The sequence below is a fragment of the Actinotignum saccati genome (genome assembly GCF_051265055.1).
Lineage (GTDB): Bacteria > Actinomycetota > Actinomycetes > Actinomycetales > Actinomycetaceae > Actinotignum.
Genome location: NZ_JBOZCC010000003.1, coordinates 19896 through 31657 on the forward strand (window position 1 = coordinate 19896; position 11762 = coordinate 31657).

Here is an 11762-nt window from a genome sequence, read left to right on the forward strand (position 1 = left end):
GGGTCGGGCACCGGGCTACTGCCACACACTTTTCCGCGGGATAATAGGGCTGGTGGGCGGTAGGCGCGGCGTCGTCGCCCTTCTTGACAAGGAGGCACGTGCCGGTGGTGCACACCACGTTTTGACAGGGCCGCCGCGCTGTGTAAAATCCTGTGTGCAGCAAGCGAGGCCGGGAGGTACCACCCGCGTTTCCAGCTGTTCGCGTACAGCAACGATACCGATTCTTGACCGTTACTAGAGCTTGCACTGAAGACTTTTCTTGTTTTACGCTGAGGTTCAGCGGCCCATGACCGCGTGACACCCCCGGTGTTTCGTCCAGTACGACGACGCCACCCCCAACCCAACCTAACAGCAGCGCATGTTTGCCTGATACATACCAAGCGCTGGCTAATTCCTGACCGAATTTCCCCTGTGGGACCGAGTTGCGGAGGACGACGACTCTCATGACCACTCAACTGACTCGCCTGACCCGGTGCACGCGTGAGGACATCCCCACCCTCGCCACCATCCGCCGCACCATCGAAGAAACTATGGCCGCCGCCGGCAACAGCCAATGGCCCCTCGGCTCGCTGCCGGTGTGGAAGATCGCCGAGCAGGTAGATGCCGGCGAATTCTGGGCTTTGCGCGCGGCCGATGGCACCATCACCGCCGCGGTGCGGGCCCTGCATTCCGACCCGCTCATCTGGTTCGACGATATGCCCGCCCTCTACCTGCACACCCTCATGGCCAATCCGGCCGTTGCGGCGAAGGGCGCCGGGCGGGCGATCCTAGCCGCGATGGCCCAGCTGGCCGTCACCTACGGCTACGACCGGGTGCGCCTGGACTGCGTGGGGCCGCTGCGCGGTTTCTACGCTCGCCAGGGATTTGAAGACACCGGCATGACCCATTCCGGTAACCACTCGGCGGATATGGATGCGCATCTGATGGAGCGCATCCTGCTGCCGGAGTTCACGCCGGTGGGTGAGTTTGGGGCTGTGCTCGAAGCTGCTGCACCACTGGTGTAGCAGCGCGCGAAACTACGCTAAACTAGCCTTTTGCAGCCCGTGCGGGCGGTGCTGCTTGGAGAGTTGTCAGAGCGGCCGAATGAGACGGTCTTGAAAACCGTTGTGCGGCGACCCCGCACCAAGGGTTCGAATCCCTTACTCTCCGCTTCACGATGAACCCCAGGTTGAGAAATCGGCTTGAGGGCTTAGTTTTTGGCGGTAGGACGCGGAAAAGTCGGGGAATAATGGGGCTTGGAACGCTCCCCCGTACCTACTCTTAACCGGCCTTTAGGGGTACTTACGGGTACTCCGGGGGTACTTGTGGGGGTACAACCCGGGGTGTGGATTTGTACCCCCAAACCGGGGTGCGCGGCGAAAATAAAAGGGGCGGTTTGAGGAACAGCGCCTCTGTTCGGGGCTGCGGGATAGATTTACACGCTGATAGTATTGAGATGCCGGCGAAAAGAGGGTCAGGGATCCTCTTCCCCCACCGAGGGGATAGCTGGCTCCTACTTTTTGCCCGGCCCCGGCTACCCAACACTGGCAGCGAGCAGCTCAACATGGGTCGAGATGTTCTTCAATATATGCCCCTGGGCGATGGACTGCCGGGACATTTTCACGCGATGAAGGCTCGGAGAAAGTTTCTCGAACGGAAAGGCTTCTAACAATGAGAACAGACGAGGAACTACTTGCCGAAATTGAAAGCGACGCCGACATTGATCCCGAACGGCTTATTACGGATCCAGAGCTAGTAAAAATAGCTGCCGCGCAAATTCGAATCAAAGTCGCACAACGCGCGCTTGATGGGGCGGTCACGCGTGCCCGAAAATGTACGAATTAGCGGGCCAAACCCCGGCTTCTCCAGCAAGAACACATCCAAGTCGCACCAAGTCTAGTTTCTACCACTCTCCGACGCGCCTTTAGCCTGCCTGTAGAGAAAGGCCCCGGTCATTTGTGCATTGCTAAAAGCTAGAGGCCTGACCGGGGGTCTATCACTAGTCAATCTACTTGGACAGCTGCCGAACAGCAATGGGAGATGCGCAGATCATCCACATAGGCCAGAGGTGTGATTGTCTTGAGTGTTTTTGGATAACGAGTCTGACCATTTCTTGGACAGGGAATCCGGTATCTTTTGGACACCATGCCTAGAACAGGTCGTCGTGGGAGCCGGTTCGGGTAAGCACCAGCAGCAACTCGCTACGTTCCACGCGGTAAATCACCAGCCAATCACCCTCAATATGAATTTCGCGGTACCCTTTCCAACCTCCCTGCAGCGCATGGTCACGATACCGCGTGCGCAGCTCATCGCGATCTTGCCTCATCAACGCTTCGATAGCCTTCGCCATCTTTGCGGCGTCGTAATGTTTCTTGAACAGCGCCTTGGCATCGCGCTTGAACTGATTCGTACGAAAGACGCTAGTCAGCCTCATTGAGATCCGCCATCAGCTCAGCGACACTACTAAACGATGCGCCGGTGCGGGACTCAACTTCAGCTCTCGCCACGGCACTGGCCGAGTTCCCGCGATGCGGCGTGAACGGAATGCCGTTGCTGGCAATCGACTGCCGCAAAAACATATTGATAGCAGTACTCATATCCAACCCGAGATCACGGAATAACTCCGCAGCCTGGGCCTTCGTTTCATCATCCGTCCGGAAAGATACATTTGCCACCACAACCACCCCATTACACGCAATCAACATTACTCTGTACATACAGTAGCATTGATCGCGCAAGATCGTGGGAGCTTTCTGGCTAAGTCCGGTTGAATGCGCCCACACAGCCAGGCAGCACACCTGCCGCCACTACCCAACACTGGCCGCAGACCCAGCCAGGCCAGATGTGAAACATAACGCACCTGGCCTGTAGATTTTGCTCTCGCCGGGGAACGCGGTAAACTCTTATCTGTCGCAAAACGAGGCGGGTTAATCGCTCGCCTCCTCAATTTTTTATTGAGGAGCTTGTGGTAGCCACCTCGTGACTGTGCGCTCGTAGCTCAGTGGATAGAGCATCTGACTACGGATCAGAAGGTCGGGGGTTCGAATCCCTTCGAGCGCGCGAAGCTCCTCCTCGGTGACCCAAATCCCGGTGGGGAGCAATTTCTTTTTCCTCGCTCAAGCCCGAAGCCCCAGGCCCGGCCGCAAAACCAACCTAACGCGAATGCCTCAGGAACGCCGGCAAATTGACCGGGTTGAAGCTGAAAACTCCCGGATGGGTAATATCCGGGTTAATAGACAAAAAGTGGGTCTAATGACGGCGTGTCGTTGGCTTGGATCCGGTTCGGATCCGTACGAACTGGGTACGCAGACAAAGTGCGAGGGAGAGTACCGTTTGCACCCGATTTCGTGTCTCTAACGCGCACTATGGCGCCTACACGGCCCAGAATGCGCACTCTGTACCTCTGCCCGCCCCGTGGCTGTGTCGCGTGGCAACGCGGACGGAACGAGTTTTCCGTCGAGGCATGTCACGCAACGGATGTCAAGGAAGCCAGCTTATTGAGGTGCTCGACCTCAATAAGGCCGATTTTTCGTTGCTACAGCAAGGAAAAGTCCGGGTATAAGACCCACCATTTGTCTATTAGCCCTAATATCCGCTTCCCAGGTCTGCGCCTTGCCCTCTGCGGTCCAACTAATAAGCGCGGTAGTGGCTTTGCGCTCCACATGAAAATCGACCACACTCTCCCACGGGTACCGCCAGAAACGCTCGCCGTCCGCCCGCGACATATGCGACAGCCCCGACTTCCCCTCCGGATTGATCACAATAAACTCGGCATCGGTCACCACCAGCACCCGGATCACCGCCGCGTCAATCGCATTCCACAGGTTCGACACCAGGAGCTTGCCGATCCCCCCCCCAGGAGACCGCGATACTTGCGCACCACCAGGTAGTTCACGCCAGCCTCGATGCCGTGCTCGCGAAGAAACGCGAGAATATCTTCTTCTGTCACGCCCCGAATAACGCCCATGATCGTGCACCCTTCTCGCGAATACCGCGACGCGTGAGGCGACCCCTTTCCCCGCACCCTTGCGCGAAGTTTGTCACCTCAATAATTTGAGTTTATACCTTTTTACGACGACGCACACCCGCTTCACGCCTCCTTTTCGCACAGCACCGCCGATTCGCACCCAGCCCCTCCCCGTGCCAGCCATCCACCCAGCTCGCACCACTTGAACATTGTCCTACCGCGATCACTTTAACTAACACTAAATTTCATTTAGGGTTAGAAGCATAAGTAACCACAACTCTGGATAGGACATCATGGCAAAGATGCGCAAGCTCGCCGTCGGAACACTATCCGCCCTCACGGTCCTGGGATGCGGAATCGTAGCCCCGCTCGCCGTGGCGGACGTTCCCACCGCGGATAACCCCAGCCCGGCCATCGTTTCGGGCCTGGCAGTCGGTGACGGCAGCCTCATCACCCCGCAAGATAAGAACGGTAAAGACGCAAAATTCAGCGTAGGCATGCAACTGCGCGCCGCCGACGGCTCGGCTTCCAATAATTTCCCGATGCCGGGCGATCCGCAGCGCGATACAGGCAACCGCCTCAATTGCATGCGTAATAACCTCATCGACCTCACCAAAACCACCGAGCTCACCGCGCGCATCCAGGTGCGTAATAACACCACCTCCCCACTCTACGGACTCAGCTACCAGGTCGGATGGATGGATGGCGACGCCGCATACAATACCTCCGGCGCCCCGGTAGACGCTTCAGGTTTCGTTGTGGACGGCCCCAAGCTCAAAGAAGCCATCACCACCTCCGGCGTATCCACCAAGGTCACCATCTGGCTCATCCTCCAAAACGGCACCCAAAAGACCCTCGATATGATGACCGATGCGGACTGGGATAACGTGGCAACGGTGTGGCTCCGCGGCATCCTCCCGGCTTCTACCGGCCCGGATGATGTGATCACCCTGGACGTCCCGCTCAAGTTCAATCAGGATGTTGCCACGGTCAAGGGTTTGATGCCGGTGGCCTCGCTCAAGAACCACACCCTCACCCTCTCGGGAACCGACTACGGCGAAGCCATGTCGAAGAAGCCGCAGGGTTATATGCGGATTATCCGCTTCCGCGGCTTCACCCCACTAACCGAGCTAGATAACGGCGCGGCCAGCCAGCACGGCACCACCGGTAAGTTCGTGGCGGTGGAAAAATCCGATGCCGCTAATTACAGCGACCTCTCCGGCCCCTTCACCCAGGTTCCCCTCGCCGTGCAGCAAGCCATGCCCACAGTGAAGCACCGGGATGTGGATGCCGCGAAGAAGGTGCCCTTCGCTGATGGTTTCAACCTGCAGTACCAGGCCACCTACGCCAATGGGCTGCGCTCGCAATGCGAGGGCTACGAGAGCATGATCTCGAAGATTTCAACGGCCACGGTGAATTCCTACCAGATTGACCTCATGCCGATTCGGGATGCGATCCGCGATAAGGGCTACTCGGTCGGGGCAACCGCCGACCAGATCATGCCGGTCTACACCTACGGGATGTCCACCCAGCAGCCCAGTTTCGTGGACGCCCAGGGCAATCCCATCGCGATGAACGAGGGCGCTTATGCCCCGCTCGCCGCGGAGCTTTCCAACGCGCATGTGCGCCTGGTCAAGGTTGTGGAGGCCAGCGACATCACGATTCCGCAGTACAGTGCTTACGATTCCCGCGCTCAGCTGAGCACGATCCGCGGCCTCGCGGAGCAGGCGGCGCAGGCGGGTAACCTCGACCTGGCCACCCTCACGAGCGACCGCGATCCGCAGGCGCTCACCGATGCGAAGCAGGTCATCACATATTCCACCGCTAATTACGATGCCCCGGACGGAACCGGCATTCCCACCCGCGTGATTATCGACGCGTCCCAGGTGGATACCGCCACGCCCGGCGTCTACCCGGTCACCTACAAGCGCGCCGTGAAAACGCAGGACGCCGCGGGTACCTGGGTGGAAGATATTGTGTCCACGACGGCGCAGGTCACCGTCACCGCGGTGAACGCTGCTTACCAGCCGGCCTCCGCCGCGCGCGAGGATCTGGATCCGGTCACCGTGAACGTGCCCGCTCCGAGCTTCACGGATGCGAACGGCGCTGCGGTCACGCCCGTGCTCAGCGCGAACGGTGCTTACGCCCTCAATGACGGCGCGATCCTGCCGAAGGGCTGGGATGTTGTGGTTAATCCGAACGACGGCGCACTTACCGTGACGATGGGTAAGGACGCTGCTACCGGAACTCACGAGCTGCCGATCAAGGTGACTTTTGCCGATGGGAGCAGCACTGTTCTGGCCGCGAAGCTGAGCTTCACCCAGAAGGCCGCGACGCTCACCCCGGGAACTCCGATTCCGCCGGAGCCCACGGTTGAACCGACTGTTGATCCAACGGTTGATCCAACCACCGAGCCGACGGCAGACCCGACTGTTACTCCGACTGCTGACCCAACGGTAGCGCCCACAACCGCTCCGACCACCGAACCGACCGTTGCTCCAACAGCCGCACCGGCGGCCCCGAGCACCGCGCCTGCGCCGGCCGAGCCGACGGCGCCGAGCAAGCCCGCCCGCGTCGTCAAGAAGAAGCTGCCCGCCACCGGTGCGGAGAGTGCGTGGCTGCTGACTGGCGCTCTCGCCTTGGTGGGAACCGGTCTGCTGGCACGGCGCCGGCATGGCTAAGTAACGCCCATCCAGCTACAAACAGGTGTGGCCCGGAACCGCGAAGGTTCCGGGCCACACCTGTTGAGCAACGCCTCTCGGCCACCAACATCCCTTGGCAGGCAAGGCCGCCGCCGGCTAGCTGCGCCGTCGTGCTATGCAGAAACCGCGGCGCGGGTGCGCGCACCCTCGAGTTTGCCGCGCAAACCGTGCGGGGAAATCAGCCAGACCACCAGGAACATGATGCCCTGGGCCGTGACCACCGCGGCGCCGGAGGGCAGGTCGAGCCAGTAGGAGACGTACAGGCCCACCAGCGCGCATACGGCCGCGAAAACCGGCGCGAAAATCAGCATGACGCGGAAGCGGTTGGTGACCAGGTACGCCGTGGCGCCCGGCACAATCACCAGCGCGATAATGAGGATCGCGCCCACCGCCTGCATGGCCGTCACCACCGTGAGCGCCAGGCAGAACAGCAGAATCGCGCCGAGGCTGCGGGCGCGGATGCCGATGGCTTGCAGGTGGGTGGGGTCGAAAGCATAGGCGGTCAGGTCGCGGCGCTTGAAGAGCAAAATCGCGAGCGCGAGCGGGGCCAGGATCACCACCTGGATCATATCCGCGCGCGTGACGCCCAGCAGGTCGCCGAAGATCACGTGGTTGAGGTCCACATTGGAAGGATTGAGTTTGATGAGGATCAAACCGATCGCGAAGAATAAAGTAAACACTGCTCCCATGGAGGCGTCTTCTTTGACTCGCGAGGTGGAGCGCAGCAGGAAAATCAGCGCCACCGCGATGAGCGCCGCGATGACCGCGCCCAGGGAGAAGGGCATTCCCAGCACGTAAGCGATGACCACGCCGGGCAGAATCGCGTGCGAGAGTGCGTCGCCCATAAGCGACCACCCGATGAGCACCAGCCAGCAGCTGATGACCGCGCACACAATTGCCGCGGTGAGGGTGACGGTGGCCCCGCGCACCATAAACGGGTGCGTCCACATTTCAACGAAAAGTTCGTACCACACTAGCGGTTCTCCTTTGCCTTGCGCAGCTGCGTGGCCGGGTTTGTTGCCGGCTCCGGTTCGCCGTGATCGGGGACGACGCCGAAAGCCTGCATGAGGTGCTCGGGCTTCATGGCCTCGGCCACCGGGCCGTGGAAAATGACGCGGCGGTTGAGGAGGAGCACTTCGGAGCACAGCTGGGGCAGGCCGGCCAGGTCGTGAGTGGCGACCAGGATAGTCACCCCGGAGGCCGCCAGTTTTTGGAGCAGCGCAATAATCATCGTTTCCGAGGGTTTATCCACCCCGGCGAAGGGTTCGTCCAGGAGCATGAGCTGGGCGCCCTGCGCGATGGCACGGGCGATAAACACGCGTTTGCGCTGCCCGCCGGACAGCGAGCCGATTTGGCGATCCGCGTAGGGAGTCATTTCGACCATGTCGAGGGCGTGGCGCACGGCCTCGCGGTCCTCGGCCCGCGCGCGGCGGGTGGGACCCATGAAGCCGTAGCGGCCCATGGTCACCACTTCCTGCACGCTGACCGGGAAAGCCCAGTCCACGCCTTCGTTTTGGGGGACGTAGCCGACCAGGCCGGCTTTGCGGGCTCGCGCGCCGCTCTGGCCGAGGATCGTAATATCCCCGCCGTGGCGCACCGATCCCATAATTGATTTCATGAGCGTTGATTTACCCGAGCCGTTTTGCCCCACGAGGGCGCAAATAACCCCCGGGGTCAGCCCGAAGCTCACCGAGGTGAGGGCCTGCACCGAGCCGTAGCGCGCGTGAACACCGCTCACCTCAAGAGCGTATTTCGGAGTTTCTGCTGGTGTTGCCACCGTTTCTCCGCCTTTCTGCGATTGTGCATGCTTGCGAACTGCATGTATGGCGAGTACCGCCGCCGTGTTAGCAGCGTTCACCTGCAAGCAGTGTTTATATGCGAGCAGCGTTTACTTGCCGGCCGGTTTCGTGGGTTCTCCCGCGGCTTCACCCGCTTTGCCGGTCAGCCCGCGGGTAATGAGATCGGCGTCGTACCGAAGCAAATCGAGGTAGGTGGGCACGGGGCCGTCCGCCTCGGAAAGCGAGTCGACGTACAGTAAGCCGGCCACCGGAACACCGGTGTCTTCGGCGACGGACGCCATTTTGTCGTCCACGGTGGATTCGCAGAACAGCGCCCGCACCCCGGAGGTGCGCACGAAATTCTCGAGGTCGGCCTTCGCCTTGGGGGTTTGCGCGCCTTCGGCATTGACCGCCCACAGGTACTTTTCTTGCAGGCCGTGATCGCGCGTGAGGTAGGAGAATGCGCCTTCGCAGCTCACCAGCGCGCGCTGGGATTCGGGAATGGTGGCCAGGGCCGCGTCCATATCGCTGGCGATGGCATCCAGTTGTTTCTTGTAGTTTTCGCCGTTGGTGCGGTAATCCTCAGCGTGAGAGGGATCGACCTTCGCGAAGGCGGCGACCATATTATCCACGTACAATTTGCCGTTCTTCGGGCTCATCCACGCGTGCGGATTCGGTTTGCCCTGGTAATCACCTTCCGCGATGGCCACGGGCTCAATGCCGTCGGAGAGGTTAATGCGCTCCGCGGTGGAATTCTCCACGAATTTTTCGAACCAACGCTCCAGTCCCAGGCCGTTGTACAGGATAATATCCGCGCCTTCCGCGCGTTTAATATCGCCGGGCGAGGGCTGATAATCGTGAATTTCTTCGCCCGGGTTGGTGATCGAGGCGACCTCCATATGATCGCCGGCAATATTGCTCGCCATATCGGCCAGCACCGTGAAGGTGGTGAGCACTTGCGGTTTCTCGCTTCCCGCGCTCTTTTCCGGCGACGACGCAGCTCCGCAGGCCCCCAGCAGGGCAAGCATGCTCGCCAGCAGCGCGGCCAGGCCGGCCCGGACCGCACCCCGTTGATATCCCATTCCCATCACCATCCCCTTTCTGGCTATACTGGGCGTTGGTGCCCTAATAGGATGCACCTTGTGAGGAAGCCCAACGCTCGTAAGTAAGGGTACCCTTACTTTTTGGTGACGGGGCCTAATCCTACGCGATATCACCACCGCGCGCGAGGGTTTTATCCCGCAGCTGGGACTTTCTCCCCGAGTATTCGCCACATTTTTTACTTAATATGACATCGCCCACCGCGCCGCCGCACGCGAACACCGCAGAACTGAGCGTGAACATTACAGAGCCGAGCGTGAACATTACAGAGCCCTGCGTGAACATTACAGAGCCGTCCGTGAACACCGCATTTTGCTGTCGGAGGCCCCGGGTAGACTTCCCCCATGGATGAGATGGACGCTATCGGTCGGGAAATTGACACCATCGCCGCTTCCCTCGGCGATATTCCGGAAGCCGAACCCGGCGAACCGGGCTACATCATTAACACCTGGGAACGCGTGGTGACCGCGTGCCGGGCGGGAATGCGCCCGGTGGCATCCACGGAGGGGCTGCGCCTGGCCGTGGCTATCGGGCACAACCTGAAAACTGTGGAGCTTTCCCCGGCACGCGATGGGGAGGGGCGTTCCTACCTCAACCTGCGCTGCTCGGTAGGCCGGGCGGATCTCATCGATGTCACCGGCCTGGCCGGCTGGGTTTTTGAGACTTTTTCTCTGGGCGATGTGCGTATCGTCGGGGAAGATGTGGTCCTGCACCTGGCGTTGCGCATGGCCGGATTGCCTTTCTCGCGGCTCACCAGCATGGTGAAGTTCCTCGTCGTCGCCGCTATTGACGCCACCGCGGTGTTCGTGCGCGGTCTCGATAACGTTCCCCCCACGAAAGATGATCTTTTCGGGCCGGAGGCGGTAGCCGGCGCCGGGGAAATTCTGGAGGATACGTTTTCCGCGCGCCCGGAAATGAACCCTTTTGTGGGCAACGCGCCCGGGGATGCCGATCAATTCACGGATCCGACCGGGGTGGATGCCCGTTTCGATAAGCTGCTGGGCACGGCCGGGGTGTATCGCTGGAACGGCTTGGTTTCCGCGCTCGCTCCGCTGCTCGGGCAGCGCGATGCGGCGGAAGCCGAATACGGTTTCGGGGCTACGCTTCAGGTGGATGGGGCGCAGGTGCCGGTGGTAATGCTGCGCAATACCCTGGTGAGCGGGGCGGATAGCGCGGCCGTGACCTTGCGGCTGGGCGATGCTAACGCGGATGCGGTGCGGGAGGCAGCCCGCCAGGCCGCGGCTCTCCCGCTCGGCGGGGTGGTGGTGCACGGCACGGATCTCTATTTCAGCCACGCTTTTGAAATTAGCGGGCAGCGGCCCGGGTGGATTGCCAGCCAGATTGAGGGCGCGGCGCGGTATTCGCTACTGCTCGGCCGCGGGCAGTTCTAGCACGGCTTCCTGGAGCCGCTCCCACAGGTCCGCTTCGGCGTCGTACGCTTCGGCAACGATGGATTCGGGGAAGTAGGCGGTATCGCGTTCCAGGCCCAGCAGGCAGGGGTAGAAACCGCCGCGCTGGCGGTAGGCCACCCAGGCGAGGGGCGCGTGGGCCACGAGCCTATCCCCGATGAGCACCCCGAGCCCGGAGGCAAGGGCCTGCCGGGAGCGCTGGCCGCGCAATTCGGGCAGCAGCGCGCATATATCACGCAGGTTCTGGGGCAGTTCCCGCCCGCGCGGCACCAGTTTTTTCGCTTCTTCGCGCGCTTCGTGTAAATAATTCTCATCCCCGGGGGCGAGCCAGCCGATGCTCCCTTCCGGGTAATAATCAGGATTATCGCATTCGCGCAGGGCCGGCAGCAGCGAGGCTTCCCAGCCCAGGTAACGCCCGTTGGTGGCGGCGGCAATAAGCTCCAGGTAGGAACGCGAATCGGCGATGACCCCGTTATCCACAGAGGTGGCGGACCACAGAGTGAGCATCCAGGAATCTTTGGAGCGCCCGAATTGGGACAGCTGCGATTGCTGAACCCAGCCGTTGCGTTGCAGGCGGGTGCGGGCGGCCACCGCGGCCCGGCGCGAAGAAAAACGGAGCCGATTAATCCACATGCGCGGGGCGGTCAGGCGCGCGGCCTCAGCGACCATAGCAAGCAGGGCCCGATCCAGGGCAGACGCGTCCGCCTGGTTGTCACTCTCGGGGGCCAGATGTGCTCCATGCGCCATGGCTGCTGGTACCGTCCTTTGCTACTCGAGGGCCGCGGAAAAATCACGAGGATGCTCAGGGGGCCGTCCGCGGACAAGC

At 61.2% G+C, this 11762-nt stretch carries 11 protein-coding genes and 2 tRNA genes; 6 read left to right on the forward strand and 7 right to left on the reverse strand.

The window, feature by feature from the left end; genetic code table 11:
• Nucleotides 1-443 precede the first annotated feature (443 nt).
• The 3 genes from ACRQEC_RS02895 to ACRQEC_RS02905 all read left to right on the forward strand — a co-directional run bounded on the left by ACRQEC_RS02895 (nucleotide 444) and on the right by ACRQEC_RS02905 (nucleotide 1824).
• The gene (locus ACRQEC_RS02895) at nucleotides 444-1004 is read left to right on the forward strand and encodes a GNAT family N-acetyltransferase (protein WP_284889966.1); all 561 of its coding nucleotides are present in this window, start codon (nucleotides 444-446) and stop codon (nucleotides 1002-1004) included.
• Nucleotides 1005-1061: 57 nt separating this feature from the next.
• Nucleotides 1062-1149, forward strand: a tRNA-Ser gene (locus ACRQEC_RS02900).
• Nucleotides 1150-1650: 501 nt separating this feature from the next.
• Complete coding sequence (locus ACRQEC_RS02905) at nucleotides 1651-1824, forward strand: hypothetical protein (RefSeq protein ID WP_284889965.1); 174 nt, start codon at nucleotides 1651-1653, stop codon at nucleotides 1822-1824.
• Between the two features lie 304 nt (nucleotides 1825-2128).
• Here ACRQEC_RS02905 and ACRQEC_RS02910 read toward each other — a convergent pair whose 3' ends face one another.
• Nucleotides 2129-2413 carry a type II toxin-antitoxin system RelE/ParE family toxin gene (locus tag ACRQEC_RS02910; protein WP_284889964.1) on the reverse strand — a complete coding sequence of 95 codons (285 nt, stop codon included), beginning with the start codon at nucleotides 2411-2413 and terminating at the stop codon, nucleotides 2129-2131.
• Nucleotides 2400-2684, reverse strand: coding sequence for a type II toxin-antitoxin system RelB/DinJ family antitoxin (locus tag ACRQEC_RS02915; RefSeq protein WP_284889963.1), 285 nt, complete (start codon nucleotides 2682-2684; stop codon nucleotides 2400-2402). Before ACRQEC_RS02915 ends, ACRQEC_RS02910 begins: the two co-directional genes overlap by 14 nt.
• Before the next feature lie 282 nt (nucleotides 2685-2966).
• Here ACRQEC_RS02915 and ACRQEC_RS02920 point away from each other — a divergent pair.
• Nucleotides 2967-3039: transfer RNA gene (locus ACRQEC_RS02920), tRNA-Arg, on the forward strand.
• Between the two features lie 452 nt (nucleotides 3040-3491).
• Here ACRQEC_RS02920 and ACRQEC_RS02925 read toward each other — a convergent pair.
• Nucleotides 3492-3812, reverse strand: a complete 321-nt coding sequence (locus tag ACRQEC_RS02925) for a hypothetical protein (RefSeq protein ID WP_284889962.1) — start codon at nucleotides 3810-3812, stop codon at nucleotides 3492-3494.
• A 427-nt stretch (nucleotides 3813-4239) separates the two neighbouring features.
• Between ACRQEC_RS02925 and ACRQEC_RS02930 the strand changes: the two genes are divergently transcribed.
• Entirely contained in the window at nucleotides 4240-6627 is a 2388-nt protein-coding gene (locus tag ACRQEC_RS02930; protein WP_284889960.1) for a YPDG domain-containing protein, read from the forward strand.
• Nucleotides 6628-6761: 134 nt separating this feature from the next.
• On the opposite strand, the gene ACRQEC_RS02935 is transcribed toward ACRQEC_RS02930, so the two are convergent.
• The 3 genes from ACRQEC_RS02935 to ACRQEC_RS02945 all read right to left on the reverse strand — a co-directional run bounded on the left by ACRQEC_RS02935 (nucleotide 6762) and on the right by ACRQEC_RS02945 (nucleotide 9514).
• Nucleotides 6762-7598, reverse strand: coding sequence for a metal ABC transporter permease (locus tag ACRQEC_RS02935; RefSeq protein ID WP_035277154.1), 837 nt, complete (start codon nucleotides 7596-7598; stop codon nucleotides 6762-6764).
• A gap of 23 nt (nucleotides 7599-7621) precedes the next feature.
• Nucleotides 7622-8425, reverse strand: coding sequence for a metal ABC transporter ATP-binding protein (locus ACRQEC_RS02940; RefSeq protein WP_284889959.1), 804 nt, complete (start codon nucleotides 8423-8425; stop codon nucleotides 7622-7624).
• A gap of 111 nt (nucleotides 8426-8536) precedes the next feature.
• Nucleotides 8537-9514, reverse strand: coding sequence for a metal ABC transporter substrate-binding protein (locus ACRQEC_RS02945; protein ID WP_284889958.1), 978 nt, complete (start codon nucleotides 9512-9514; stop codon nucleotides 8537-8539).
• Nucleotides 9515-9871: 357 nt separating this feature from the next.
• On the opposite strand from ACRQEC_RS02945, the gene ACRQEC_RS02950 reads away from it, so the two are divergent.
• Nucleotides 9872-10918 carry a hypothetical protein gene (locus ACRQEC_RS02950; protein WP_284889957.1) on the forward strand — a complete coding sequence of 349 codons (1047 nt, stop codon included), beginning with the start codon at nucleotides 9872-9874 and terminating at the stop codon, nucleotides 10916-10918.
• Here ACRQEC_RS02950 and ACRQEC_RS02955 read toward each other — a convergent pair.
• A complete protein-coding gene (locus ACRQEC_RS02955) occupies nucleotides 10892-11683 on the reverse strand; it encodes a ribonuclease E inhibitor RraB (protein ID WP_284889956.1) in 792 nt (263 codons plus the stop codon). The two genes, ACRQEC_RS02950 and ACRQEC_RS02955, sit on opposite strands and share 27 nt — an antisense overlap.
• Between the last annotated feature and the right edge of the window lie 79 nt (nucleotides 11684-11762).

Bases quoted from the DNA above. Each gene is read 5' to 3' on its own strand.
- ACRQEC_RS02895 (WP_284889966.1), top strand. From the start codon at position 444: ATGACCACTCAACTGACTCGCCTGACCCGGTGCACGCGTGAGGACATC.
- ACRQEC_RS02905 (WP_284889965.1), top strand. From the start codon at position 1,651: ATGAGAACAGACGAGGAACTACTTGCCGAAATTGAAAGCGACGCCGAC.
- ACRQEC_RS02910 (WP_284889964.1), bottom strand. From the start codon at position 2,413: ATGAGGCTGACTAGCGTCTTTCGTACGAATCAGTTCAAGCGCGATGCC.
- ACRQEC_RS02915 (WP_284889963.1), bottom strand. From the start codon at position 2,684: ATGTTGATTGCGTGTAATGGGGTGGTTGTGGTGGCAAATGTATCTTTC.
- ACRQEC_RS02930 (WP_284889960.1), top strand. From the start codon at position 4,240: ATGGCAAAGATGCGCAAGCTCGCCGTCGGAACACTATCCGCCCTCACG.
- ACRQEC_RS02935 (WP_035277154.1), bottom strand. From the start codon at position 7,598: ATGTGGACGCACCCGTTTATGGTGCGCGGGGCCACCGTCACCCTCACC.
- ACRQEC_RS02945 (WP_284889958.1), bottom strand. From the start codon at position 9,514: ATGGGAATGGGATATCAACGGGGTGCGGTCCGGGCCGGCCTGGCCGCG.
- ACRQEC_RS02950 (WP_284889957.1), top strand. From the start codon at position 9,872: ATGGATGAGATGGACGCTATCGGTCGGGAAATTGACACCATCGCCGCT.
- ACRQEC_RS02955 (WP_284889956.1), bottom strand. From the start codon at position 11,683: ATGGCGCATGGAGCACATCTGGCCCCCGAGAGTGACAACCAGGCGGAC.